The 26,101-nt window shown below is 66.2% G+C and carries 23 protein-coding genes and 1 pseudogene; 9 read left to right on the top strand and 15 right to left on the bottom strand.

Annotation, left to right across the window (positions count from 1 at the left end; genetic code table 11):
* Window positions 1–104: 104 nt before the first annotated feature.
* The 4 genes from VNN77_11970 to VNN77_11955 all read left to right on the top strand — a co-directional run bounded on the left by VNN77_11970 (window position 105) and on the right by VNN77_11955 (window position 4,006).
* On the top strand, window positions 105–1,541 hold the full coding sequence (locus VNN77_11970; protein ID HXG52108.1) for a UbiD family decarboxylase: 1,437 nt from the start codon (window positions 105–107) through the stop codon (window positions 1,539–1,541).
* 168 nt (window positions 1,542–1,709) lie between these two features.
* Window positions 1,710–2,360: a DUF4126 domain-containing protein gene (locus VNN77_11965; GenBank protein ID HXG52107.1), complete on the top strand. Its 651-nt coding sequence runs from the start codon at window positions 1,710–1,712 to the stop codon at window positions 2,358–2,360.
* 7 nt (window positions 2,361–2,367) lie between these two features.
* Window positions 2,368–3,228, top strand: coding sequence for a hydrogen peroxide-dependent heme synthase (gene hemQ, locus VNN77_11960; protein ID HXG52106.1), 861 nt, complete (start codon window positions 2,368–2,370; stop codon window positions 3,226–3,228).
* Between the two features lie 16 nt (window positions 3,229–3,244).
* Window positions 3,245–4,006: a glucose 1-dehydrogenase gene (locus VNN77_11955; GenBank protein HXG52105.1), complete on the top strand. Its 762-nt coding sequence runs from the start codon at window positions 3,245–3,247 to the stop codon at window positions 4,004–4,006.
* A 297-nt stretch (window positions 4,007–4,303) separates the two neighbouring features.
* Here VNN77_11955 and VNN77_11950 read toward each other — a convergent pair.
* From VNN77_11950 to rimP, 9 genes and pseudogenes are all read right to left on the bottom strand, one after another.
* Window positions 4,304–4,507: pseudogene (locus VNN77_11950) on the bottom strand (DnaJ domain-containing protein).
* Window positions 4,508–4,572: 65 nt separating this feature from the next.
* The gene (locus VNN77_11945; GenBank protein HXG52104.1) at window positions 4,573–5,058 is read right to left on the bottom strand and encodes a hypothetical protein; all 486 of its coding nucleotides are present in this window, start codon (window positions 5,056–5,058) and stop codon (window positions 4,573–4,575) included.
* 293 nt (window positions 5,059–5,351) lie between these two features.
* Entirely contained in the window at window positions 5,352–7,127 is a 1,776-nt protein-coding gene (locus tag VNN77_11940; GenBank protein ID HXG52103.1) for a phosphoenolpyruvate carboxykinase (GTP), read from the bottom strand.
* 176 nt (window positions 7,128–7,303) lie between these two features.
* Window positions 7,304–8,203: a tRNA pseudouridine(55) synthase TruB gene (truB, locus tag VNN77_11935; protein HXG52102.1), complete on the bottom strand. Its 900-nt coding sequence runs from the start codon at window positions 8,201–8,203 to the stop codon at window positions 7,304–7,306.
* A gap of 29 nt (window positions 8,204–8,232) precedes the next feature.
* Window positions 8,233–8,574, bottom strand: a complete 342-nt coding sequence (gene rbfA / locus VNN77_11930) for a 30S ribosome-binding factor RbfA (protein HXG52101.1) — start codon at window positions 8,572–8,574, stop codon at window positions 8,233–8,235.
* Window positions 8,575–8,611: 37 nt separating this feature from the next.
* Window positions 8,612–8,899 (bottom strand): DUF503 domain-containing protein, encoded by a 288-nt coding sequence (locus tag VNN77_11925; GenBank protein ID HXG52100.1) that lies wholly within the window; start codon window positions 8,897–8,899, stop codon window positions 8,612–8,614.
* A 21-nt stretch (window positions 8,900–8,920) separates the two neighbouring features.
* Window positions 8,921–11,674 (bottom strand): translation initiation factor IF-2, encoded by a 2,754-nt coding sequence (infB, locus tag VNN77_11920; GenBank protein HXG52099.1) that lies wholly within the window; start codon window positions 11,672–11,674, stop codon window positions 8,921–8,923.
* 283 nt (window positions 11,675–11,957) lie between these two features.
* Window positions 11,958–13,298: a transcription termination factor NusA gene (nusA, locus tag VNN77_11915; GenBank protein ID HXG52098.1), complete on the bottom strand. Its 1,341-nt coding sequence runs from the start codon at window positions 13,296–13,298 to the stop codon at window positions 11,958–11,960.
* Window positions 13,270–13,755, bottom strand: a complete 486-nt coding sequence (rimP, locus tag VNN77_11910) for a ribosome maturation factor RimP (protein ID HXG52097.1) — start codon at window positions 13,753–13,755, stop codon at window positions 13,270–13,272. The genes nusA and rimP overlap by 29 nt, the downstream gene beginning before the upstream one ends.
* A gap of 176 nt (window positions 13,756–13,931) precedes the next feature.
* Here rimP and VNN77_11905 point away from each other — a divergent pair, with 176 nt between their 5' ends.
* From VNN77_11905 to VNN77_11890, 4 genes are read left to right on the top strand one after another with little or no spacing between them, the layout of a single operon-like run.
* A complete protein-coding gene (locus VNN77_11905) occupies window positions 13,932–15,032 on the top strand; it encodes an ATP-binding protein (GenBank protein ID HXG52096.1) in 1,101 nt (366 codons plus the stop codon).
* Window position 15,033: 1 nt separating this feature from the next.
* A complete protein-coding gene (locus VNN77_11900; protein ID HXG52095.1) occupies window positions 15,034–16,482 on the top strand; it encodes a sigma-54 dependent transcriptional regulator in 1,449 nt (482 codons plus the stop codon).
* A gap of 4 nt (window positions 16,483–16,486) precedes the next feature.
* The gene (thiE, locus tag VNN77_11895; protein HXG52094.1) at window positions 16,487–17,146 is read left to right on the top strand and encodes a thiamine phosphate synthase; all 660 of its coding nucleotides are present in this window, start codon (window positions 16,487–16,489) and stop codon (window positions 17,144–17,146) included.
* Entirely contained in the window at window positions 17,143–17,634 is a 492-nt protein-coding gene (locus VNN77_11890) for a MaoC family dehydratase (GenBank protein ID HXG52093.1), read from the top strand. The genes thiE and VNN77_11890 overlap by 4 nt, the downstream gene beginning before the upstream one ends.
* Before the next feature lie 25 nt (window positions 17,635–17,659).
* Here VNN77_11890 and dnaB read toward each other — a convergent pair whose 3' ends face one another.
* From dnaB to queF, 3 genes are all read right to left on the bottom strand, one after another.
* Window positions 17,660–19,033 carry a replicative DNA helicase gene (gene dnaB, locus VNN77_11885; GenBank protein ID HXG52092.1) on the bottom strand — a complete coding sequence of 458 codons (1,374 nt, stop codon included), beginning with the start codon at window positions 19,031–19,033 and terminating at the stop codon, window positions 17,660–17,662.
* A gap of 141 nt (window positions 19,034–19,174) precedes the next feature.
* The gene (locus VNN77_11880; protein ID HXG52091.1) at window positions 19,175–21,166 is read right to left on the bottom strand and encodes a cation:proton antiporter; all 1,992 of its coding nucleotides are present in this window, start codon (window positions 21,164–21,166) and stop codon (window positions 19,175–19,177) included.
* Between the two features lie 64 nt (window positions 21,167–21,230).
* Window positions 21,231–21,587, bottom strand: a complete 357-nt coding sequence (gene queF, locus VNN77_11875; GenBank protein HXG52090.1) for a preQ(1) synthase — start codon at window positions 21,585–21,587, stop codon at window positions 21,231–21,233.
* 147 nt (window positions 21,588–21,734) lie between these two features.
* On the opposite strand from queF, the gene VNN77_11870 reads away from it, so the two are divergent.
* Window positions 21,735–22,490: an iron-containing redox enzyme family protein gene (locus VNN77_11870; GenBank protein HXG52089.1), complete on the top strand. Its 756-nt coding sequence runs from the start codon at window positions 21,735–21,737 to the stop codon at window positions 22,488–22,490.
* Window positions 22,491–22,506: 16 nt separating this feature from the next.
* Here the strand turns inward: VNN77_11870 and VNN77_11865 are convergent, their stop codons facing one another.
* The 3 genes from VNN77_11865 to ilvD all read right to left on the bottom strand — a co-directional run bounded on the left by VNN77_11865 (window position 22,507) and on the right by ilvD (window position 25,819).
* Complete coding sequence (locus tag VNN77_11865; protein ID HXG52088.1) at window positions 22,507–23,583, bottom strand: alpha-hydroxy acid oxidase; 1,077 nt, start codon at window positions 23,581–23,583, stop codon at window positions 22,507–22,509.
* A gap of 204 nt (window positions 23,584–23,787) precedes the next feature.
* On the bottom strand, window positions 23,788–24,108 hold the full coding sequence (locus VNN77_11860) for a hypothetical protein (protein HXG52087.1): 321 nt from the start codon (window positions 24,106–24,108) through the stop codon (window positions 23,788–23,790).
* A 37-nt stretch (window positions 24,109–24,145) separates the two neighbouring features.
* Window positions 24,146–25,819 (bottom strand): dihydroxy-acid dehydratase, encoded by a 1,674-nt coding sequence (ilvD, locus tag VNN77_11855; GenBank protein ID HXG52086.1) that lies wholly within the window; start codon window positions 25,817–25,819, stop codon window positions 24,146–24,148.
* Window positions 25,820–26,101: the final 282 nt, after the last annotated feature.

The following is a 26,101-nucleotide window of genomic DNA, read 5'->3' as shown; positions in this document are numbered from 1 at the left end:
GCCGAGGGCCGCGTTCGGTTTCCCGGACCGCTCGAAGAGCGGGGCGGCTGTTTGCGCTCCGGAGCGCCTCGGGCTACTATGCCGTCGAACGGCGGAGGTCCGAAATGGCGGGCGTCATCGACATGCGGGAATACCTTGAAACTCTGGAAGCGATGGGCGAGCTTCGTCGCATTTCCGGCGCCGACCTGAACCTCGAGGTCGGCGCGCTGACGGAGCGCGCCGCCGAGAAGGAAGGACCGGCGCTCCTGTTCGACCGATTCGACGGCTATCCCGCGGGCTTTCGGGTCGTGACCAACGTCTTTCGCACCTGCCGGCGCACGGGACCCGCGATGGGAATCGACTCGAACCTCAAAGGCGTCGACTATCTCTACGCGTGGAGAAAAAAGCTCGCCTCCTACAAGCCGGTGCCGGTCGAGCAGCTCGAAGGCGGGCCGATTTTCGAGAATCAAATGAGCGGCGACGAGGTCGATCTCCACCGATTTCCCGCCCCGCGCTGGCACGAGCTCGACGGCGGTCCATACATCGGCACCGGTTGCGGCGTCATCACGCGGGACCCGGAAACCGGGCGGATCAACATCGGTACCTACCGCGTCATGGTCCAGAACCGCAACACGGTATCGGTCAAGATGAACATGGGGAAGCACGGCCGGCTCGCGTTCGAGCGGGCGCGCGCCGCCGGGAAAGCGCTTCCCGCCGCGATCACGCTGGGCCAGGGCCCCGCGATTTTTCTCGCCGCGCAGATGCCGCTGCCGCCGGACGTCAACGAGTACGAGTTCGCGGGCTACCTCCAGGGAGCGCCGGTGCCCGTGGTCCGCGGCGGCGTGACAGGGTTACCGATTCCCGCGAACGCGGAGATTGTCCTCGAAGGCGAGTTGCCTCCGATGAAGGACGAGGAAATGCCGAAAGAAGGGCCGTTCGGCGAATGGCCCGGCTACTTCACCGAGGAGAACGTCGGCGAGACGCCCGTGATGGTCGTCAAGCGCGTCTACTTCAGAAACGATCCCATTCTCCTCGGCGCCCCGCCGCTCAAACCGCCGGCGAGCTATCTGCCGATCCCCCTCGGCGCGGCGACGCTCTGGGAGCAGCTTGAGAAAGCCGGCGTTCCCGACGTCAAAGGAGTATGGGGATTCGTCTACGGCGGTCAGCCCGGGCCGTTCACGGTGATCTCCATCAAGCAGCGCTACGCCGGCCACTCCAAGCAGGCCCTGCTGGTGGCGGCGGGAGCTCGCGCGGGCGCTTACGGCGGAAAATTCGTGGTCGTGGTCGACGACGACGTGGACATAACCAACCCGGCCGACGTGATCTGGGCGGTGGCGACCCGGTGTTACGTCCGCGAGGGGGTGGACGTGGTCAAGGGGGTATGGGCGTCGGTGTGCGAGCCGGCGCTGCCGCCCGAAGAGCGTTCGCCGCGCGGCTACACCTCCGACCGGGTCTTGATCGACGCCTGCCGTCCCTACAAGTGGATGGATCGGTTTCCGCCGGTCAACGCTTTCCCGAAGGAGTTCAAGGACCGCGTCGAGGAGAAGTGGAAGATCGAGTAAGGAGTTTCCCGTTTCCGGTTCCCGCTGAGCCGTGAGCAGCGAGCAGTTCGTACCGGTCTTCGGTTTCCGGTCCCCGGTCGTTCTCCCTGAGCTTTTCAACTGCGGCGAGGCGGCCCGGAACGGCTTGAACCTTTACCGCCATGAACGCCGCAGCCGGCGTACGCGGCGATGGAGCTCGCCATGGGCACCCTGGAAGCGTTGAGCCTGGCGATGGGCACGGCCTGGACTTCGGGCATCAACCTGTACGCGACGGTGGCCGCTCTGGGGATCGCCGGGCGGCTGCAGATGATCGCTTTACCTCCCGACCTCGAAGTCTTGACGCATCCGCTCGTCATCGCCGTCGCCTGCGTGATGTACGTGGTCGAGTTCTTCGCCGACAAGGTCCCCTACGTCGACAGCGGCTGGGACGTGCTCCATACTTTCATTCGCGTCCCTGCCGGAGCGATCCTGGCGGCACGGTCTCTCGGAGACCTCAACCCGGCGCTGGAGCTGGCGGCGGTTCTCGCCGGCGGAACCGTAGCCCTGGCCGCCCATGCGACCAAGGCGGCCACGCGGCTGGCGATCAACGTCAGCCCGGAGCCGTTCAGCAACTGGGCGGCGAGCGTCGCGGAGGACCTCACCGTCCTGGGAAGCCTGTGGATGATCTTCAATCACCCGCTCATCATGTTGCTGCTGGTCGCGGCTTTTACCGCCGCCGTCGCCTGGCTGACGCCCAGGCTCTTTCGGCTCGCCAGGCGAGGGTTCCGGGCGCTCCGCGAACGGCTGCGCGGCGCCAAATCCGACGAGCCCGTGTTGCCGGGGGCCACGCCGTCGAGCTGAGATCCCGATGAGTCCCGAAGCTCCGTTTCCGCAGACCGTTCCCCTCCCGGCCGCCCCGCTCACGCTGGACGGCTCCTACGTACTGCACCAGTTGTTCCGGATCCGCTGGCCGGCGTGGCGCGCGCTCGGCGCGTCGGACCAGCGAACGATTCTCGACAGGGCGATGGCGCTTTTCGCCTCCCTCGAGCAGGCCGACCCCGGCCGGACGGCGCTCTATTCGGTCGTCGGACACAAGGGCGATCTCATGATCCTTCATTTCCGGCGCACCCTCGACGAGCTGAACCAGGCCGAGCTGCGGATCGCCCACAGCCGGTTGCGCGAGTTTCTCGAGCCCGGACCTTCTTACGTGTCGGTGATCGAGCTGGGGCTCTACGAGGCTTCCGTCAAGCTCTATGCCGAATGGCTCGCGAGGGGACTTCAACCGGGGACGGCGGAGTGGAACCGGGAGGTCGACGCCGAGCTCGCTCGGCAGCGCGAAGCCTCCGCGGCCCGCCTCTGGCCGGAAATACCCTTGCGCCGTTACCTCTGCTTCTATCCGATGAACAAGCTCCGGGGCGAGCACAAGAATTGGTACAGCGAGCCGATCGCCCGCCGGCAGGCGATGATGCGCGAGCACGGCTTGATCGGCCGGCGCTACGCGGGGCGGGTGATCCAGATCATCTCCGGCTCGATCGGCTTCGACGACTGGGAATGGGGAGTGGACCTCTTCGCGGACGACCCGCTGGTCTTCAAGAAGCTGGTCTACGAAATGCGCTTCGATGAAGCCAGCGCCGTCTACGGGCTGTTCGGCGGTTTTTTCGTCGGCCTGCGCTTTCCTCCGGCCAACCTGCCGACGCTGCTGGAAGGGAGAACTCCGGCATTCACGTGAGATAGGGGGAGACGACGTGCGACTGCAGAACAGGGTTGCGATCATCACCGGGGCGGCCCACGGAATCGGCCGTGCCTACGCGCGCCGCTTTGCCGAGGAGGGCGCCCATGTCGTGATCGCCGACATCGACGCCCGCGGCGGCGCGGCCGTTGCGGACGCGCTCTCGGGAGCGGGGCTTTCGGCCTGGGCGCGCCCGACGGATGTCAGGGACTTCACTTCGCTCCAGGGCCTGGTGCGGGAGACGGTGGATCGCTACGGCCGCATCGACGTGCTGCTCAACAACGCGGCGATCTACGTAACCCAGCGATTGTGGAAAGGGCCGCTCGAGGAGCTCGAGCCACACGAGTGGGATCGGGTTCTCGAGGTCAATCTGAAGGGCGTCTTTCTCTGCTGCAAAGCGGTCATTCCCGTGATGAAGCGTCAGCGCGCCGGCAAGATCATCAACATCGCCTCCGGCACGTTTTTCAGCGGCTCGGGCAACATGCCGCACTACACCGCCGCCAAGGGAGGCGTGGTGGCGCTCACGCGAGTGATGGCGCGCCAGCTCGGCGACTGGAACATCAACGTCAACTGTATGACCCCGGGCTCGACGATGAGCGAGGAGGCGGTGACCGACGCGGTGCGCAAGCGCCGCGAGGGTAGCGTCGAAAAGCGCTGCTTCAAGCGGGTCGAGACGCCCGCGGACGTCGTAGGCACGGCGCTCTTCCTGGCGAGCTCCGAAAGCGACTTCATGACGGGCCAGCTGCTGGTGGTGGAAGGCGGGGGCGTCCTCTACTGAACGGGACGCCCGGAGGTCTCAGGTCTGCGCGGTCACGCCGTAAACGTGGCCGCATTCACTGCAGAAGATGATGTTGAAAGGGGACAGCACGAACTGCTTCCCGCGCGTGCCGCCCGAGCCCCCCTTGCGCGAGACCACGTACTCGATCCCGACCGCCGCGCACTGCGGGCACTTGGGCTGAGGCTCGACCTTTTGCTTGAACTCGTAGGAGAAGCGAAAACCGTCGCCGGGGCTTGCGCCGAACGTCTCCTCCCGGCTCTCGCGCTCCCGCGGGCCCTCGCCCTCAGGGCGCGTGGCCTGGTCGTAGTCGGCGCGCTTGGCCGAGTCCGAAAGCACGCCGTACGCCTCGAGGACCTGCTTGAACTTTTCCGCCGCATCCCTGTCTCCCGGGTTCCGGTCGGGATGGTAGCGGAACACCATCTTGCGGTAGGCCTGCTTGATTTCCGCAGGGCTCGCGTTTCGGGAAATGCCGAGCAGCGAATAGTAATCGGGGTTGTCCAAAGCCGATTCGCCTCCGGCGGGGGTTTACCCGGCATCCAGCGTCGGTGCCGGAGAGCCGGCGGGAGCTATCGCCAGCGGCCGTAGCGGGAGCCGGTCCCGGTCAACCGCCCTCTCTGCTTGTACATGCTCACGCATAGATCGTAGATCGCCGACCCGGCACGGTCGTCGGTGACCCGCTCGCCGTCTTGGGTTTCGTACTCTGTTTTGAACAGGCCGTCCTGGCCGGAAGGATGGTTGTTGGAAATGCGGATCAGGCGCGCTTCGAGCCGGTCCAGGTATCCCCCGATGGTCCGTAAGATCTGAACCGGATTGAGAAATTCCTTTGGAGCGGGTACCTTACCCCGCCTTTCCTTTCCCGCTTGATCCAGCGCCTCGATGTCCTCGTCGGTGTAGCTCAGCGTGACCGGCATTTCGGCCGGCGGCGACTGATAGCCGCATCGTACGAGGTACTGGCCGGCCTCCGGCTCGATGACAAAGGTTCTCAGGCCGCGCAACTCCAGGTCCTGCCCGATACACCGTAAAGCCATCGAATAGCTGATTCGCCGCTTCATGCGAGCCCCTCGGGCGGCGCCCACGGCTTTGACTGGCATACACCGCTCCCCGGACTTGAAATGGTACGGGCAGGGCGGGAAAAAATCAACTAAAATTTCAGACCGTTACACTGCCCCCAAAAGAGATCTCGAAAGACACCCCGCGAGAGATGGCAAAGGCCTGATCTCACCGTTCCGGTCGCACCGGACGGCGGGGCCTGATTGAAGGGGGTTCGCTCGATCGAGCTCAAACCCGAAAGGCCTCCGTTGTCCGGAGGTTCGCCGGGGCATGCGCTCGACGCCTTTTCGGCTCTTTACTTCGCTTTGAGCCGGCGCGCCAGCGCTTCCTGTTCCTCTCGAATCCCTGCCGGCAGGCGGTCACCGAACCGCTCAAAGAACTCTCGCTGGCTTCTCAGGTTCGCCATCCAGCCGTCGCGCTCCACGCCCAGGAGCCGCTCGAGGTCCGAGCGGCCGAGGTCGAGCCCGCCGCCGTTCAGGCTCGAAGGCCTGGGCAGATAGCCGATCGCGCTCTCCTCCGCCTGGCCGGCCCCCTTGCAGCGCTCGACGATCCATCGCAGCACACGGAGATTTTCCCCGAATCCCGGCCAGATGAACTTTCCGTGCTCGTCGCGCCTGAACCAGTTCACGCGGAAGATTTTGGGCGGTCTCGAGGCTCGCTTTCCCATCGCGAGCCAGTGGGCCCAGTAATCTCCCATGTTGTAACCGCAGAAAGGCAGCATGGCCATGGGGTCGCGGCGCACGACGCCGACCGCTCCCGTGGCCGCGGCCGTGGTTTCCGAAGCGAGAGTGGCGCCGAGAAATGTGCCGTGCTGCCAGTCGAACGCCTCGAAAACCAGCGGCACGAGGCTCGCCCGCCGCGCCCCGAACAGGATCGCGCTGATCGGAACCCCCTGGGGCGACTCCCATTCGGGCGCATAGGTGGGGCACTGCTTCAGCGAAACGGTGAAGCGCGAATTGGGATGGGCGGCGGGCTCGCCGCTGTCGGGATTCCATGGGCGGCCCCTCCAGTCCAGAGCACCTTCGGGCGGGGGATCGTCGTGCCCCTCCCACCAGACCGTCCCGTCCGAACGCAGGGCGACGTTGGTAAAGATCGTGTCTCGGCCGAGCATCGCCATCGCGTTGCGGTTGGTTTTCGAGCCGGTCCCGGGAGCGACGCCGAAAAAGCCTGCTTCCGGATTGATCGCCCAGAGCCTGCCGTCCGGGCCGATGCGCAGCCATGAGATGTCGTCCCCGATGGTGCGGATTTTCCAGCCCTTCATCCCTTCCGGCGGGACGAGCATCGCCAGGTTGGTCTTGCCGCAAGCGCTCGGGAACGCGCCGCAGATGTAGCTCACTTCCCCTTCCGGACTCTCCACGCCGACGATCAACATGTGCTCCGCCAGCCAGCCTTCCGCATGCCCCAGCTTGCTCGCGATCCGGAGCGCCAGGCACTTCTTCGCCAGCAGCGCGTTGCCGCCGTAGCCCGAGCCGACGCTCCAGATCGTGTTGTCCTGCGGATAGTGGCAGATGAAGCGGCGCTTCGGGTCGAGATCGGCCTTGCCGTGGAGACAGCGAGTGAAATCGTCGGAGTCCCCGAGATGGCGCAGCGCGACGTTTCCCATCCGCGTCATGATCCGCATGTTGAGCACGACGTAGACGCTGTCGGTAACCTGGATCCCCACCTTGCTGAACGGCGAGCCCTCGGGGCCCATGAGAAAAGGAATCACGTACAGGGTGCGACCGTGCATCGAGCCGGCCAGAATCTTCGCCAGGCGATCGTACGATTCGGCGGGAGCCATCCAGTTGTTGTTCGGACCCGCGTCGTCCCGCTCGGGCGTGCAGACGAAGGTCAGGTCCTCCGTGCGCGCCACGTCGTTCGCCGCGCTACGGTGGAGATAGCACCCCGGCAGCTTTTCGCCGTTGAGCGGCATGAGGTCGCCGCAGCGCAGCGCGATCTCGATCAAACGGTCGCGCTCATCCTCGGATCCGTCGCACCAGAAGACGTCGTCGGGGCGGCAGAGATCCGCGACCTCCTTGACCCAGCTTTGAACGTGGCGGTTGGCCGTTACCGGCGCATTCGGGTTGCTCATGTGAAAATCATCTCCCCCTGTGGTTTCCCGGCACCATCTCGCGGGCCGGGGCTCAGATTCTGTCTGCAGGAGCTTGCGAACTTCGCGGGAGGCTGGTTCGGCCGGGCGCTGCCAGACACTCGATCAAACTATCCGATCGGCCGGCGGGAAGTCAACCGAGCCCGGCCCCCCGGCCGCTACTCGCGGAACACGCGGGCGAGACGCCAGCCGCAAGTTGCGGGTCCATCGCTCCACTCCACCAGGGCCACCAGGCGCCCTTGCGGATCGACGACCCGCACCAGGGTTTCTCCCTGCTGCGGCCTTCCGAGCTGGCTCAGGATTTTCTGCTGTCCCAGCCTGAGCTGGGTGACCCAGCGGCGGTCCCAGCAGACCGCACGGATGTGCGCCAGGGCCGAGTTGATCGGCAGTAGAGGAGAGCGACTCTTGCCAAGGAGGCGCTCGACCACCTCCATCTTGAGCGCCTGGTCGAGCGTAAGGGGGCCGCAGGCGGTCCGCCTCAGGCTCTTCAGATGCGCACCGCAGCCCATGGCGGTGCCCATGTCGGCGGCAAGCGTGCGCACGTAGGTTCCTCGCGAGCAGGTCACCTCGAACTCGATCTCCGAGTCGCTGAGCTTCTTCAGTCCCAGCCGCTCGACCCGAATCGTGCGCGGCTCGCGCGGCACCTCTTTGCCCTGCCGGGCCAGCCGGTAAAGACGCATGCCGTCCTTCTTGAGGGCCGAAAACATCGGGGGCACCTGCTTGAGCTCGCCGGTGAACCGGCGCGCGAGGTCTTCCAGCTCCGGCTCGCCGAAGAAGGGAACTGGGCGCACCTCCACCACCTTGCCGGTCGCGTCCTGCGAATCGGTGGCCACCCCGAGCGCCATGATTCCGCGGTAGCTCTTGGGCGCGCTCAAAAACACGTCTGCGATCTTGGTACCTTCGTTGACGCCGACCACCAGCAGGCCGGAGGCAAAAGGATCCAGCGTGCCGAGATGCCCGACTTTCCGCGCGCCGAGCAGCGTCTTGACCCGATGCACCACTTGAGCCGAGGACGGCCCTTCAGGCTTGTCGATGAGCAGGATCCCGTTTTCCAGCATGGCCGGCACATCCGCGGCGCGACGCCGTCTCAACGCTTGGCTTGTTTGAGCAGGGCGTCGATGCGCTGAGCCTGGTCCTGGCTTTCGTCGTGAACGAACTCGATGGCGGGAACGAACCGCAGATTCAATTGCCTGGCAACTTTCGACCGGATAAACCCCGCCGCGCTCTTGAGCCCGGCCAGCACCTCGTCCTTGTCGGCCGCCCCTCCGAGAGTGGTGAAATAGATCCGGGCCTGCCGCAGGTCCCGGGTGACCTTCGCACCGGTGATGGTCACCTCCCGGATGCGCGGGTCGCGAACCTCGGCGCGCAGCAGCTCCGAGATCAGCTCCACGAGCAGATCGCCGACGCGGTCGGCGCGCTGGTAGTCCATGGCTCCGGTATTCCCGAAATTTCCGAGCCGCCGCGGGCTAGCAGGAGAAAAACTCGGTTTCGGCCTTTCCCACCTGTGCCAGCCCGAGGCCGTCGATGAATTCGACGAGCTTCTGGAGCATCGCCTCGACCACCTGCCGGCTGCTCCCCACCGCTCCAAAGCCGAGAACGGCGTGCTGCCAGAGGTCCTGGTCCCCGCACTCCGTCACCGAAACGTTGAAGCGGTTGGCCACGCGTGCCTGGATGCTCCTCAACACCCCCCGTTTGCCTTTCAACGAGTGGTTCTCGGGCAGGAGGAGGCTGAGCTTGAGAACTCCCACCACCATGATGGAGGACTACGGCCGGAGCTATGCCGGGCTGACGCGCGGAGCTTCCCGGCCCGCAGCGGTCGGCGTGATGCGACGCGCCACCGCCACGCGCTCGAACGCTTCGATGATGTCCCCTTGCTTGATGTCCTGGTAGCCCTCCAGCGACAGCCCGCACTCGTAACCCGCCGTCACTTCCCGCACGTCGTCCTTGAAACGCTTGAGGCTTGCGAGCTTGCCCTCGTGCACCACGACGTGATCGCGGAGCAGCCGCACCAGGTTCCCGCGCTGGATCTTGCCTTCGGTGACGTAGCACCCGGCCACCGTGCCGACGCCGTGAATGTTGAAGATCTGCCGGACCTCCACCCGGCCCAGGGTCTGCTCGCGATACGTCGGCTCGAGCATCCCTTCCATCGCAGCCCGGACGTCGGCCACGGCCTCGTAGATGACCGTGTACAGGCGCACGTCGACCCCTTCCTGGCTCGCGAGGGCCGCCGCCTTCGACTCCGGCCGGACGTTGAAACCGATCACGATGGCGTTCGAGGCCGCGGCCAGCAGGATGTCGCTCTCGGTGATGCCGCCGACCGAACCGTGAATCACCCGCAGCTTGACCTCTTCGCTGGAGAGCCGCCCGAGCGCCTCGGTGATCGCCTCCACCGATCCCTGTACGTCCGCCTTCACCACCACCCGCAGCTCCTTCACGTCGCCGGCCTTGATCTGATCGTAGAGCTCCTCGAGCGAAACCTTGCTGCTCTTGACCAGCTCCGCTTCGCGCTGCTTTCTCTTGCGGTACTCGGCGATCTGACGCGCCTTGGCCTCGTCCGCGACGGCCACGAACGCGTCGCCGGCCTGCGGCACCCCCTGGAACCCGAGGATTTCCACCGGGAACGAAGGAGGCGCCGCTTCCACCTTGCGGCCGCGATCGTCGATCATCGCGCGCACCTTTCCGTAGAACGCGCCGCACACGAAGGCATCGCCCACGCGCAGCGTGCCCTCCTGCACGAGCACCGTCGCCACCGGGCCGCGGCCGCGGTCGAGCTTGGCCTCGATGATGGTTCCGCGGGCCAGCTTGTTCGGATTGGCCTTCAACTCCAGAATATCCGCCTGCAGGAGCAGCATCTCGAGCAGGTGTGGAATTCCTTCCTGGGTCTTGGCCGAAACCGGCACGAACACCGTGTCGCCCCCCCAGTCCTCGCTGACCAGCCCGTACTCGGCCAGCCCTTTCTTGACGCGCTCGATGTCGGCATCCGGCTTGTCGATCTTGTTGACCGCGACGATGATCGGCACGTCCGCCGCGCGCGCGTGGTTGATCGCCTCCACGGTCTGCGGCATGACGCCGTCATCGGCGGCGACCACCAGGACCACGATGTCGGTCACCTTCGCGCCCCGGGCGCGCATCGCGGTAAACGCCTCATGGCCCGGGGTATCGATGAACGTGACGCTGCGGCCGTCGACCTTGACGTCGTACGCGCCGATGTGCTGCGTGATGCCGCCGTGCTCCTGCGCCGTCACGTTGGTCCGGCGGATGGCGTCGAGCAGCGACGTCTTGCCGTGATCGACGTGCCCCATGATCGTGACGACGGGCGGGCGCGGAACCGCCGCTCCCTCCTGTTCCTCGACCTGGTGCTCGAGCGCGAGCGCCTCCTCGGCGTCGAACGCGACGTTCTCCACCTGGTGATCGAACTCCGCGGCCAGAAGAGTCGCCGTGTCGGCGTCGAGCACCTGATTGATGGTGGCCATCATCCCGAGACCCATGAGCTTCTTGATCAGCTCGCCGGCCTTGACGCCCATCTCGCGCGCCAGGTCCCCGACGGTGATCACCTCCGAGATCTTGATCACGCGCTTGCTCGCCTTCGGGATCGTGATCTCGGTCTTCTTTTGCTCCTTGCCGGGCAGCGCGCGCTTTTTCTTCGGGATACGGCCGGCCCGAAACTCCTTCTCGCGAAACTCGAGAACATCCTGCTTCTTGACCACACGCTTCTTGTGGCGTCCCGGCTTGGCGGGCTTTTCCTCGCCTTCGCCCGCCGGCTTCGGCGCCGCTTCGCCCGCAGGCCGCACCCCTGCCGCGCCCGGTCCCACGGGCGTGGCCGGACGCCGTGCGGCGCCGGGCGCGGGTGGCGGCGTGACGGTCCGGCGCAGATCGATTCGTCCCAGGATCCGCGCTCCGGCGCGCGGGGCCTCTTCGGCCGGCGCTTGCGGTTTGGCCTCGGCCGGCGCCGGCGCGGCAGGCTTCTCTTCCGGCTTTGCCTCAGCGGGCTCGGACGAAGGCTCCGCCTTCGCCTCCGCCGGGCGGGCCGGCTCGGCTTCGGGCTCCGGAAGAATCACGGGCTCGGGGACATCCGGTTCCTGGTCCGGCACCGGAAGGTCCGCCAGCTCTTCGACGAACATCGGCGGCTCGGCCTCGGCCGGCGCGGGAGCTTCCTTCGCGGGTGCGTGGACGGGCTCGGCGGGCTCTTCGGCCCTCTCGCGCGGCTGAACCACCTCGACCCGGCTCGTGCGCCGGCGGATGACGTTGGTGCGAACGCGCCGCTCGACGACGGTCTCGCGCGCCTCGATCTGCCCCACGCCCTCTTCCTCGGACCTCACCACCCGGTCGGCGACCACCTTTTCCTCGCCGACGTGCACCTGGGGCTTTTCCTCCGCCGCCAGGGCGGCACGAACCCGGGCGACCTCCTCGTCTTCCAGCGCGCTCTGCGCTTTGCGCCCCCGGATGCCCAGCTTTTCGAGGTGGGCGATCAGATCCTTGGTCTCGATCCCCAGCTCTTTAGCCAAAAGATGGACTCTCGTTTTTCCCATCTGGTAACTCCCAATGCCCTTCGCTCAAATCGCGTACCAGCCTTTCCCGCGCTTCCCTGCTCACCTCCACACGAAAAGCCCGAAAAACGCTCTTGCGCCTGACGAACGCCGCCCAGCATTCGCGCCGGCGGTGCAGATAGCCGCCGCGTCCGCCGGAGCGCCGCAGCATCCGGAGCTTGCCTCCGGCTTCCGCGACCACGCGAATCAGCCTCTCCTGGTCGTCTCTGCCGCCGCAACCGAGGCAGGTCCGCTGCGGCCGATGCCGCCCCCGCGACATCTCGAGCTAGGCCTCCGGCGTTTCCTCCTGTTTCGCAGCCTCGGCCTCGGCCGCCTCACGCTCGGCTGCCGCGGCGGCCGCAGCCGCCTCTTCCTCCTCGCGGCGGCGCTTCTCGGCGACGTATTCACGCGCGGACTTGTGCAGCGCTTCGGCTTTCTCCTTGCTGATCCCCTCGATCTCGAGAATCTCCTCGAGCTCGCTCGCCGCCACGTCCTCGGCCGACTTGAAGCCCGCCTGGTAGAGGAGCTCCGCTACCAGATCGTTGATTCCCGGAATCGACCCGATCGAAAGGCGCGCGCGACGCGTCTCTTCCTCGGCTTCGGCCTCGCTGCGCACGTCGATGCGCCACCCCGTCAAGCGCGACGCCAGCCGCACGTTCTGCCCTTTCTTTCCGATGGCGAGCGACAGCTGATCGTCCGGGACGATCACCTCCATGCTGTGCTCCTCGTCATCGATGATGATCTTGGAAACCTTAGCGGGGGCCAGCGCCCGGCAGACGTACTCCGCCGGATCCGCGGTCCAGTGAACGATGTCGATTTTTTCGCCGCGCAGCTCCTGGACCACCGCCTGCACCCGGGTCCCCTTCATGCCCACGCAGGCACCCACCGGGTCGACATCGGGGTCATGCGAGACCACCGCGATCTTCGCCCGCCCTCCGGGCTCGCGGGCAGCGCCCTTCACCTCCACGATTCCTTCATAGATCTCGGGCACTTCCTGCTCGAAGAGCTTGATCAGCATTCCCGGGTGCGTTCGGGAGAGCACGATCTGCGGTCCCCGGCTGGTCATATCCACGCTGACGATGTAGGCGCGGATACGGTCGCCCTGGCGGTAGCGCTCCCGCGGCACCTGCTCCTTCTCAGGAAGGATCGCGTCGGTGCGGCCGAGGTTGACGATGATGTTGCGCTTCTCGAACCGCTGCACAATGCCATTGACCAGCTGCCCTTCGCGTCCCTTGAACTCGTTGTAGATGATCTCCCGCTCGGCGTCCCGCACGCGTTGCACGATGTTCTGCTTGGCGGCCTGGGCCGCAATGCGGCCGAACATGCTGGAGTCGAGCTTGCAGAGCAGCTCGTCGCCGATCTCGGCCTCCGGGTCGAGGGTCTCGCGGGCTTCGGTCAGGCTGATCTCTACCGCCGGATCCTGCACGGTCTCCACGACGGTCTTCGCCTCGAACAGCTCGACCTCGCCGATCTCCGGATTGAACTTCGCCTCGATCTTGCGCTGGGCGCCGAACGTTTTCTTGGCGGCGGAGACCATGGCATTTTCCAGGGCGCTGATGAGAATCGCCTTGTCGATGCCTTTCTCCTTGCTCACCTGCTCAATGACTCGATTGAGATCTTGCTGCATAGGAGCCGCTCCAATCGTGCTCGTAATTGGACTTTTCGATCAGCTCGAACGGGATCGTGTACGCCTTGCCTTCCTGCAACACCTCGATCCGCTCGCCGCCGACGGATTTCAGGATCCCCAGAAACGAGCGCCGCCCCTCGATCGGTTCCCGGGCGCGGACGCGAATCCGCTTACCGACGTAGCGCGCGAAGTGCTCCGGCTTCTTGAGCGGCCGGTTGACCCCGGGCGACGAGACTTCCAGGGTATAGGCGCCGTCGATCAGGTCCCGGCTGTCGAGGAGATCGCTCAGCCGGCGGCTGACATGGCTCAGCTCGTCGATGTTGACGCCGCCCGTTCGATCCAGATAGATCCTCAGCACCCGACCCCCGCGGCGCCCTTCCCGGCGAAACTCGATGTCGACCACCTCCATGCCTTCGTTCTCGGCCACCCCCGTCGCCAAATCCCAAAGCTCGGTCATTTGCGGATCCGTTGTCATGCCCTTAAAACAAAAAAAGCGGGCAAAGCCCACTTCGGGTGTAACCGCCTAAAGTGTAAGAATTTTTTACCACATGCACCCGCGCCATGCAAGCCCGACCGGAGTTTGCGCCCTACCGCCTATCTGTTATGATTTTTTGCTGCCCGGACGACTCCTCCATGAGAGCCCGAGACTACCGCCTCGCCCCGAAAATTTCCTGGCAGCAGATCCTTGCCAGCCTGGAAGACGGCGTGGTGATGCTTGACCCAGAAAGCAGGATCACCGCCTTCAACGAATCGGCGGAAACCCTGACCGAGCTGCCGGCTTCGCAGGCGCTCGGCCAACCGGTCGCCACGGTCTTCCGGTCCGAGCCGTGGCTGGTCGAAGTCGCCCGCAAAAGCGCACCCCCGCATCACGAGAGCGTCCGGACCGAGGGCGAAGTGGTGACCCGGTCGGGGCGCAAGGTCGCGGTGGCCGCCACCGCTTCGCCGCTCCAGGACAACCACGGCAGCTTCCTCGGGAGCATCTTGCTGCTGCGCGACGTCACCCACCGCAAGGAGCTCGAGGAAGACCTCAAGCGAGCCGACCGCATGGCGGCGATGGGAATGTTCGCCGCGGGCCTCGCCCACGAGATCCGCAACCCCCTCGGGGGCATCAAGGGCGCCGCGCAGCTGCTGCGGCGCGCGGTGGAGCGCGACCCGGCGCTCCGCGAATACACCGAGATCATGATCCGCGAAGTAGATCGCGTCGACAAGCTGATCGACCAGCTCCTCGATCTCTCGCGCCCGGCGGCCGTGGACCTGGCGCCGCTCAACATCCACGAGGTGCTGGAGGAAGTTCTCCTGCTCGAGGCGCAGGAGGCGGCCGAGCGCGGCATTGCCGTTCAGAAGCGGTTCGACCCCAGTTTGCCCCCGATTCTCGGGGACCGCGCCCAGCTCACGCAGGTTTTTCTCAACCTGATCAAGAACGCCTTTCAAGCGACTCAAAAAAACGGTACCGTAACCATCACCACCCGGGTGGAGACGGACTTTCACATCCGCGGCCGGGGGGCCGGGCGCAGCCGCTTCATCTGGGTCGACGTCGAGGACCGGGGAGTGGGCATCAAGGAAGAGGACCTGCCTCACATCTTTTCGCCCTTCTTCACGACGAAAACCAGCGGCACGGGGCTCGGACTGGCGATCTGCTACCGCATCGTCAAGGAGCACGGCGGCCTGATCCGGGTCGAGAGCGTCGAGGGGAAAGGGAGCGTTTTCAAGGTATCGCTGGTGGTGGCGAGCTAGCATGGATCAGGGCAAGATACTGGTCGCCGAGGACGAGGAATCGCTGCGCTTCGTGCTCAAGAAAGCGCTCGAGGACGAAGGCTATTTCGTGCAAACCGCTGCCGACGGCGCGGCCGCGCGCCGGCTGCTCGGCGAGGCCGCGTTCGACGTCTCGCTCCTGGACATCAAGCTGCCGGATGTCGACGGGCTTGAGCTGCTCAAAGAACTCAAGGAAAACGGCGTCGAGACCGCGGTCATCGTCATGACCGCTCAGAACACGATGCGCAACGCCATCGGCGCCATGAAGAACGGCGCGTTCGACTACATCACCAAACCGTTCGATCTCGAAGAGGTGATGCTGCTGGTCAAGCGGGCGCTCGACAGCCGCAAGCTCAGCCGGGATTTTCGCGAGCTCAAGGAGGAGGTCAAGAAGCGCTTCGAGCCGGGAGTCAACATCATCGGCACCAGCTCGGCCATGCAGCGGGTCTACAAGACGATCGGACAGGTCGTCGACAACCAGGCGACAGTCTTGATTCTCGGCGAGAGCGGGACCGGCAAGGAGCTCGTCGCCAAGACCATCCACTACAACTCGCCGCGCTGGAACCAGCCGTTCGTCGCGGTCAATTGCGCCGCCATTCCGCGCGACTTGCTCGAAAGCGAGCTGTTCGGCCACGAAAAGGGGGCGTTCACCGGCGCCCTGGACCGGCGCATCGGCAAATTCGAGCTGGCCGAGGGCGGGACGCTCTTCCTCGACGAGGTCGGGGACATCCCGCTCGACCTGCAAACGAAGCTCCTGCGCGTGCTGCAGGACCGTGAATACAGCCGGGTCGGAGGGCGCGAGGTGCTCAGGGCCAACGCCCGCATCCTCGCCGCAACCAATCAGGATCTCGAGCGGGCGGTGCGCGAGAAGCGCTTTCGCGAGGATCTCTACTTCCGCCTCAAGGTGATCCCGATCCACCTGCCGCCGCTGCGCGAGCGCCGGGGCGACATCCCGCTGCTCGTCGGGTACTTCATCGAGAAGATCAACCGCGAGATGGGGATCCGCATCTCCGGCGTCTCGCCCGAAGCGCTCAAGCTGCTCGAGGAGCACAGCTGGCCGGGCAACGTCCGGGAGCTGGAGAACGCGCTCATCCGGGCGGCGGTGCTGTCTTCCGGGCCCATCCTGTTCCCCAAGGACTTCAGCCTGCAGAACAAGCAGGCGCCGGCGGCGCTCGAGGTCGATCAGCTCTCCCTCGAAGAGCTGATCCGGCACAAGCTCGAAGACTATTTCAAGCGCACCAAGGGCGTCGACGTCGACAACCTCTACTCGCTGGTGATCGAGCGCATCGAGCGACCGCTGATCGAGCTGACGCTGAAGAAGACGCGCGGCAACCAGATCCGCGCGGCGCAGATCCTCGGAATCAACCGCAACACGCTGCGCAAGAAGATCGCCGATCTCCGCATCGAGGTGAAGAGGGAGAGCAGCTCCTGAGCCGATGAGCCGACCGCCCCTGCGCCTCGAGCCGCTGTACGCCATTCTCGACCCGGATCAGACCGCCGGCCGCGGTCCCGAGGCCGTCCTCGCCGCGCTGCTGGCGGGAGGCGTGCGGCTGCTGCAGCTGCGCGTCAAGAGCGGCGGCGCGCGGGCTTTTCTCGCGCTCGCCGAGCGGGCACGGCAGGCCACCCGGGCCGCCGGCTGCCGGCTGATCGTCAACGATCGGGCCGACATCGCCCTGGCGAGCGACGCCGACGGCGTCCACCTCGGGCAGGAGGACCTGCCCCTGTCGCGCGCGCGCGCGCTGATGGGCTCGAAGATCGTGGGGATTTCCACCCACACCGTCGAGCAGGCGCTCGAGGCCGAGCGCGGCGGCGCCGACTACATCGGCTTCGGTCCGGTGTTCGGCACCACCACCAAGGAGACCGGCTACGAGCCGCGGGGGACGGAGATGCTGCGACGGGTGCGGCGCGCCGTGACGATTCCCGTGGTCGCCATCGGGGGCATCGACGAAGCGAACGTCGCCGCGGTCTGGCGCGCCGGCGCCGACAGCGCGGCGATGATCGGCGCGCTCGTCCGCGGCGACGCCGCCGCCGCGGCGCGACGCATCCTGGCCGCCCACCGCGCCCTGGCCTCCGGCGCGCGGCAGGAGGGCTCATGAGGCGCGACGGCTTCACGGTGCCGCCCGAGGAGCGGTACTTCGAAGACTACACGGTCGGATCGGTCCACGAGTTCGGCACCGCGCGGGTCGAGGAAGCCGAGGTGCTGGAGTTCGGCCGGCGCTACGTTCCGCTTCCCTACCACACCGACCCCGACGCCGCCCGGCAGAGCATCTACGGCGGCCTGATCGCCAGCGGGTGGCACACCGTGGCGCTGATGATGCGGCTTTACGCCGAGCACTACCTCTCGCGCGTCGCCAATCTCGGATCGCCCGGCTGCGACGAGCTGCGGTGGACCAGACCGGTCTTTCCCGGGGACGAGCTCTCGGTGCGCGTCACCGTCCTCGACGCCCGACGCTCGGAAAGCAAGCCGGACCGGGGCATCGTCCGCTCCCTCGTGGAGACGCTCAATCAAAAGCGCGAGGTCGTAATGACCCTGACGATGGTCAACTTCGTACGCTGCCGGAGGTCCTCCTCCCGACCCGGTTGACCCGAAAAGGCCTTTGCAGCGGGGCTCAGCCCTCTTCCGCCTCTGCGTAGTAATCGTCGTCCCGCTGCGTGTAGTTCTCGAACCGGGTGTACTGACTGAGAAAGGTGAGCGTTACGGTATCGGTGGGACCGTTTCGCTGCTTCGCGACGATGACTTCCGCGATTCCCTTGTTCTCGGATTTCGGGTTGTAGACCTCGTCGCGGTAGATGAACATGATGACATCGGCGTCCTGCTCGATCGCCCCGGACTCCCGGAGGTCCGACATCATCGGCCGCTTGTCCCCCCGATCCTCGACCCGGCGGTTGAGCTGGGAGATGGCGATCACGGGGATGTTCAGCTCCTTGGCGAGAGCCTTCAGGGAGCGCGAGATCTCGGAGATCTCCTGCTCGCGGTTGCTCGCGGTGCCCATGCCGCGCATCAGCTGCAGGTAGTCGACGACGATCAGGCCCACCTTCTTGGAGCGATCGCGCACCAGCCGCCTGGCCTTGGCGCGCAGCTCGAGCACCGAGATCGCCGGCGTATCGTCGATGTAGATCGGCGCCTCGTGGAGCCGGCCCGCCGCGCTCGCCAGCTTCGGAAAGTCGCGCTCGCCGAGGTAACCCGAACGCATCTTGGAGTTGTCCACCCGCGCCTCCGAGCAAAGCATGCGGAGCACGAGCTGCTCGCGGGCCATTTCCAGGGAAAAGACCGCCACTCCGACGCCGCGAAACGCCGCGTTGGTGGCGATATTGAGGCTGAAAGCGGTCTTGCCCATGCTCGGCCGGCCCGCGACGACGATCAGGTCCGCGGGCTGGAGGCCGGCGGTCAGCCGGTCGAGATCGTCGTAACCGGTCGGCACGCCGGTAACCATCTCCTTGCGCTCGTAGAGCCGCTCGACCGCCTTGAGCGTGTCCTTGATCATGTCGCCGACGGCGACGAAGGAAGCTTTGATCTTGCGCTCAGAGATGTCGAAGATGACCTTCTCGGCGTTGTCGAGGAACTCCTCGACGTTACCCTGCTCCTCGAAGCCCCGGGTGGCGATGTCGGTGGCGGCGTTGATCAGATGGCGCAGGATCGATTTCTCCCGCACGATCCGGGCGTAGTACGCGATGTTGGCGGCGGTCGGCACGAAATCCGCGAGCGAAGCGAGGTAGGCCGTGCCGCCCACCGCCTCGAGCTCGCCGCGGCTCTTGAGCGCCTCGCTCAAGGTGATCAGGTCGACCGGCTCGCTGCGATCCGAGAGCTCGATCATCGCCCGGAAGATCTTGCGGTGCGATTCGCGGTAGAAATCCTCCGGGCGGAGCAGCTCGAGGACCTGGTTGATCGCCTCGTTCTCGAGGAGGATGCCTCCCAGGACCGAAGACTCGGCTTCCAGGCTTTGGGGCGGGACCTTACGGAGGTTCTCTTCGAGCGTTGCCATGCTTCGGGAAGGCGGGCGAAGACGGGCGCCGGCGGCGCGGGCGTCCGCCGTTCTCCCGTCGATGCCTCTGGACCGGGAAAATTTTTTCAAAAACGTACACGATGGGGAATAAAAAGCAAGAAAAATTTCCGCCGCCGCGCTTCAGCCCGAAGCCGGCGGATTGAGCGCCCGAACGGCGTCGTCGAGAGCCTGGTGCGGTCCCGACAAAACCAGGCGGTCGCCGACCGCCAGAACGAAGTCGGGGCCGACACCTTCGCAAGGCTTGCCGTCGCGCACCACCGCGATCACCAGCGCTCCGGTCCGCTTGCGTAGATCGAGCTCTCCGAGACTGCGCCCCGCGGCCGGGGAGCCCTCCAGGATCGAGACGATGTCGGTGGTGGTCCCGGCCAGGAAATCGCTCAGCTCATCGAGCCGCCTCCCCTGGAGGCGCAGCCCCCGCAGCGTCCCGTAGTGCTCCTTTCGGATCAGGTCGACCTGGAGGGAGATCACGTTCCGGGGAACGTGGTATTCCTGGAGCACCCGGGCGAAGATTTCCACGGAAGTCTCGAATTCTTCGGGAATCACCTGGTCGGCCCCCAGCTGGTAGAGATGCTCGATTTCGGCGACATAGCGCGTCCGGACGATCAGGTAGACGTCGGGCCGCAGGCGACGGGCCTGGGAGACCACGCGGGCGGTCGCCGCCGGATCGGAGATCGCGACCACGACCACCCGCGCCCGCTCGATCCCGACCTCCCGCAGGATTTCCGGTCGGGTCCCGTCCCCGAAAACGATCGGCTCGCCGGCGGCCCGCGCCGACCGTACCAGATCCGGATTCATCTCGAGAACCGTATACGGGATGCCCACTTCCTTCAGAACCCGCGCAAGGTTCTGGCCGTTCAGCCCGTACCCCACAACGATCACGTGGCCCTGTTCGGGCCGGTCCCCGGCGGCCTCGCCCTCGACGCGCGGGCGGCGCGCGGCGCGGCCTAAAGCCTGCTCCAACCCGAAGGCAAGGCCGTGGACCGATTGAATCAGGAACGGCGTGGCCATCATGCTGAGGATCGACGCCGCCAGAAAGATCTGTTCGCTTTCCGGCGTGAGCAGGCTGTAGGCCATGCCGGCCTTGGCGAGAATGAAAGAGAACTCGCCGACCTGCGCCAGGCTGAGGCCGAGAACGATCCCGAGCCTCACGGAACGGTACAACCGCCAGAAGACGACGAAGACCACCACGGTCTTGATGGCGACCAGGAGGAGCAGCTCGACCAGCGCCGGAGCCAGCTCGCGGGTGAGAAAACCCAGGTTCAGCAACATGCCGACCGAGATGAAGAAAATTCCGCTGAAGCAGTCCCGAAGCGGCAGCACGTCGGCCACCACCTGATGGCTGAGCTCCGATTCCGAGATGACCAGCCCCGCCACCAGCGCGCCGAGGGCGAGCGACAGTCCCGAGGCAGACGCCAGCCAGGCGGTCCCGAGGCAGACGAAAACGACGAACAGCACGAAAATCTCGCGGTTGCGCAGCCGCGCGACCTGGTGCAGGAGAAACGGCAGCAGCCTGCGCGCGGCAAGGACCATCACCGCCAGAGCCGCCACCGCCACAGCCGAAGCCCGCCCGACCTCCGCGAGCGAGCCCCCGGCCGCCCGTCCCAGGACCGGAACGAGCAACGCCATCGGAATGATGCAAAGGTCCTGGAGCAATAGAATGCCGGCCGCCAGCCGCCCCTGGATCGAGTGGGTCTCCCCGCGCTCGTTGTAGATCCGAAGCACGATCGCCGTGCTGCTGAGAGAGACCAGAAAACCGTAGAAAATACCCACCTCGAGGGGCGCGCCGAACAGCCGGGCGACCGCCGCCACCGCCGCCACCGTAAGGAGCACCTGGAGCGTTCCCGCCCAGAGGAGCCGCCGCGCCGAGAGAAAAATCGTTTCCAGTGAGAACTCGACTCCGATCGTGAAAAGCAGCAGCACCACGCCGATCTCCGCCAGCAGCTCGACCTGAGCCACGCTCTTGATCAGGCCGAGCGCGTGCGGGCCGATGATCACCCCGGTCAGGAGAAACCCGACGATCGAAGAGAGACGCAGCTTGTGGAAAACGAAGACGATGGCGAGGGTCGCCGCCAGCACGATCAGGAGCTCCTTGAAAACGTCCAGATCGGGCATGGCCGTCACTCGAGTCGAAGGCAGCTCGTCACGGGCGCAGGAAGGAGCCGGTCCGGCCGGGAGGTCAACCCGCCCTGTATTCCGCCGTCACCACGGTATGGATCCCGCCGCGAACGTTGAAGTCGCCGGTGACGGTCATCGATTTCGGCCGGCAGGCCTGCACGAGATCGTCCAGGATGCGGTTGACCACGGCCTCGTGGAACGCGCCCTGATCGCGAAACGACCAGAGATAGAGCTTGAGGGACTTGAGCTCCAGGCAGAGCGTGTCCGGGACGTAGCGGATGCGGATCGTCGCGAAGTCCGGCTGTCCCGTTCGCGGGCAGACGCAGGTGAACTCGGGGCATTCCATGGCGATCTCGTAATCGCGCCCGGGACGGGGATTGGGGAAAGTTTCGAGCTCGGTTCGCGGTTGCGCGCCCATGGCGCCATCTTAGCGGCTTTTGCGCCCCGAGGCTACCTTGACAAGGCGGGGCGCCAAATGGTAAACGCCGCCGTACCCGACGGGAGGTCTCCGCCGGGGCGGAGGGAATCTGTGGAAAAGCCCAGGGAACCGAGGGCCGGGGAGAAAATGACAGCCGACGAAGCGCGAGCGTACGTCGACTACCTTTACGCCGCGCTCTACCAAGCCTGGCGCGAAAAGATCCACGCGAGCGAGTTCATGACCCGGCTTCGCGAAGGGAGCCTGCCGCTTCCGGTCATCCGGCAGTTCTTCAAGAACTGGGGTCGTTTCTCGCTCGAGGTCAACGGGCTCAACGCGGTTTCCTACTACACGCATCTGCCGTTCTTCGTCCGCAACTTCGATCTGCTCGGCCCCTTCTGCGCCAAGATCGCCGACGAGCTGATATCGCCCCGGCCGCCGGGCCACGTGCTGGTGCTGTTGCAGACGGCGGAAGCGATGGGGCTGAGCCGCAAGGAGATTCTCGAAGACCCCTATCTCCCCGCCGCGCGCGCGATCAACGACTTCTGCCACAAGATCTTTCTCGACGGCTCGATCGTCGAGCTGTGGGGGCTGCACGTCTTCGAGGAATCGCTGTCGCAGTGGTCGGGCGAGTGGTACACCGCTCTCACCACCCGCTACGGTTTCACCCGCGAGCAGGCCGTCTATTTTTCCACGCATGAAGAGGCCGACCTGGAGACGCACGCGCTCGGGCAGGGCGGCGAACAGGCGATGGGCCACGGCGCTTTCAACCGGGCGGTGCTGACGCGGGCGCTCCAGGACACCGTGGAGTTCCGCGCCGGCTACTCCCTTGAGTACTGCGCGCTCACGATGATCGACCTGCACGCCCAGATGAAGCGGGCGGCGCTCGAGCACCCGTATCCTTGAAAGAGGCCGTGCCGGCTCAAATCAGGCGTCCGCCCGGCAGGTGGGGAAAGGCGCTCATCTCGTGCGGCAGCGCCACCGGTGGCGCTGCGCATACGTAGTTGGGGTTGAGCTGGTCGACGCTCGTCACGCCGAGCAGCCCCATCGCGACCACGATCTCCTCTTCGAGCAGCTCCAGAACCCGGACCAGCCCCTCCTCGCCCGCAGCTGCGAGCCCCCAACCCTGAAGCTTGCCGATAGTCACCGCGTTCGCGCCCAGCGCGATCGCCTTGAGAACGTCCGTGCCGCGCAGCACGCCGCCGTCCAGGACGATTTCCGCCCTGCCCTTGGCGACGCCGACGATCTCGGGAAGCACGTCGATGGTCGCCCGCCCGTGGTCGAGCTGGCGGCCGCCGTGGTTCGAAACGTAGAGCACCTCGACGCCGTGGTCGAGCGCGATCCTGGCGTCCTCGGCGGTCGCGATCCCTTTGAGAATGAGCGGCATGCCGGCGATCTTCTTGATCGCCGCCATCGTCTCCCAGGTGAGCGCCGCCTGATACTGGCGGTTCGACTCCACCCGCTTGCTCGGCGGCAGCCATCGATTCATGAGCTGGCGCTCGCGCCGGCTGTAGTGGGCCGTGTCGAGGGTAAGGCAGAGGGCGACGTATCCCGCCTGCCGCACCTGCTCGAGAACGCCCTCGACCCACCCCAGATCGCCGCGCAGATAGAGCTGGTAGATCTTGACCGCCTTGCTCGCGGAGGCGATCTCCTGGAGCGAGGGTTGAGTCACCGAGCTGATGAAGCAGAGCGTTCCGAACCGCTCCACCGCCTTCGCCACCGTCGCTCCGCCTCCGGGTGTGATCGCCTGCAACGAACCGATGGGCGCGGTCATCACCGGGATCCGCAGCTTGTGCCCGAGGAAGGTGGTGGAGGGATCGATGCGGCTCACGTCCACCAGGACCCGCGGGCGAAAGGCGAGACTGTCGAAGCCGAGCCGGTTGCGTCGCATCGTCGTTTCCGACTCCGAGCCGCCGGTGAGGTAATCCCAGACTTCCTGGCTGAGCTTTCGCCGGGCCTCGACGATGATTTCCTGGTTGGTGACGAAATCCACGCTCATCGCGCCTGCTCCTCCGCCGTACCCCGGCTGCTTCGCTCCTTCGAGAATTCGACCGTTCCGCTTCGTTCAAGCCGCGCCGGGCGGAAATCGAATCCGACGGAGACGCCCCGCGCGGCCGGCCTGCCGGAAGGTAACCAACCGCAGGCGGCCTGTCAAATGAATCTCCCGGCTGTCCGGCGGGACCGCCTCGGCTCGGCGAAGCGCTCAGCTCAACCCGATCGGCGCGCCCGGCGTGGGACGGCGCTCGCCCTCGAGAATCGCGAACAATCCGTCGATCCTGATCTTGAAGCGGCGCAGCTCCTCTTCCGCCGACCGGCGCGCCGCGAGAACCGATTCGGCGAGCTCCTCGAGCTTTCGCTGGTTGTAGGCCTCGCGCTCCCGGCTGAGGGCCAGCTCCCGCTCGAGCAGGACGACGCGCCGGTCGAGCTCCCGCGCCCGGGCACGGAGCGCGAAATAAGCCCCGAGCGCCGCCGCCGTGGTGCTCGCGCCGAAAATGGAAAGCCAGACGGTCCAGCTCTCGATCATGCTCCCTCCTCGCCGGGCCGCCCGGAAAGCCCGCCGCTCAGCGCGTGACCGCCCCCTCGGACGCGGACGCCACGAGCTTGGCGTATTTCGCCATCACTCCGCTCCGATAGCGCGGCTCGGGAGCGGACCACGCCGCCATCCGCGATCGAAGCTCGGCTTCCGAAATCTCCACGTCGAGACGGCGCCGCTCGATGTCGAAGACCACCGTGTCGCCGTCGCGCAGGGCGGCGATGGGCCCGCCGGCCGCCGCTTCGGGAGCCACGTGACCCGCCATCAGGCCGTGCGTCGCTCCGGAAAAGCGCCCATCGGTCAGCAGCGCTACGGAATCGCCGAGGCCGGCCCCGACCAGCGCGGCCGTGACGCCGAGCATTTCGCGCATCCCGGGCCCGCCCTTCGGACCCTCATAGCGGATGACGACCACGTCGTCGGGCTTGATCTCCCCGTTTTGAACGGCGCGAAAGGCGTCTTCCTCGCGGTCGAAGACCCGCGCCGGCCCCCGGTGATGCGTCCGCTCGTGGCCCGCGATTTTCACGACGCAACCCTCCGGGGCGAGGTTGCCCTTCAGGATAACGAGGCCGCCGGTCGGCTTGAGCGGCCGTGCGATCGGCCGCACCACCTCCTGGCCGGGCGTTTCGCGAGCCGCGCGAGCCGCTTCGCCGATCGTCTGGCCGCCGACGGTGATCGCGTCGGCGTGCAACAGGCCCGCCTCGAGCAGTCTCTTGGCGACGAGCTGAATCCCGCCCGCCCGGTAGAGGTCGTTGGCCACGAACCGCCCCCCGGGCTTGAGATCGGCGATCAGCGGCGTGCGCACGCTGATGCGATCGAAGTCGTCGATGGTCAGCTCCACCCCCGCTTCCCGGGCGATGGCCAGCAGGTGGAGCACGGCGTTGGTCGAGCCGCCGGTGGCGGCGACCGCGGTGATCGCGTTTTCGATCGATTGCCGGGTGATCACTTCACTCGGTCTCAGGTTGCGCCGCAGCAGGTCGACGACCAGCCTGCCGGCCGCAAAGGCCGCTTCGTCCTTCTCCGGCGCCGTTGCGGGAATGCCGTTGGCCCCCGGCGGCGAGATGCCGAGGAACTCCATGACCGTCGACATGGTGTTCGCGGTGAACTGCCCGCCGCAGGCGCCCGCACCGGGGCACGCCCGGTCCTCGACCGCCTTCAGCTCTTCCGCGCTGATCTTGCCGCGCCCGTAAGCACCGACGGCCTCGAAGACGTCCTGGATCGTCAGATCGCGGTCGCCGAGCCGCCCCGGCGCGATCGATCCGCCGTAGAGCGCCAGCCCCGGAATGTCCAGGCGTGCGAGCGCCATCACCACTCCCGGATTGGTCTTGTCGCAGCCGGAGATGCACACCAGCGCATCGAAATGATTGCCGCGCGCGACCAGCTCGATCGAATCCGCGATCAGCTCGCGGCTGATCAGCGAGCATTTCATCCCTTCGGCGCCCATGCTGATGCCGTCCGAGATCGACACGGTGTTGAACTCCATCGGCGTGGCTCCGGCCGCGCGGATACCCTCCTTGACCCTGGCGGCGAGCCGCCGGAGATGGTAGTTGCACGGTCCGATCTCGATCCAGGTGTTGGCCACTCCCACGATCGGCCTTGCCAGGTCTTCGTCGGAGAACCCGGCCGCCTTGAGCATCGCTCGCGTCGGCGCGCGGTTCGGTCCGTCGGTGATCACTCGGCTTCGGGGTTTGAGATTTTCTGCCATCGAACACTCCTCAAGCTGGGTCTGCGGAACCGCCGTGATGGCGGGCTCGCTGGCATCGAGGTTTCATGGCCCGTCCCGCGGCCGCTTTGGCGCGATTCAACCGTTCAAAAATTCAAACGTTCAGGTGAAAACCGAGATGCCAGGATCTCGAAACCGATCGATGTCCCGCCGCCAGCGAATCAAGTTCTTTGTAACATAGCCGGGCGGCGGCGGCGTTTGCAAGTTTCGGCTCCCCTTCGAGGGTCCGGGAGCTCTTGAAGCGTTCACGACGGCTCCGTATGT

The organism is Candidatus Zixiibacteriota bacterium, from assembly GCA_035574315.1.
Classification (GTDB): domain Bacteria; phylum Desulfobacterota; class Binatia; order UBA9968; family UBA9968; genus DATLYW01.
This window is presented reverse-complemented; position numbering and strand designations above follow the sequence as displayed.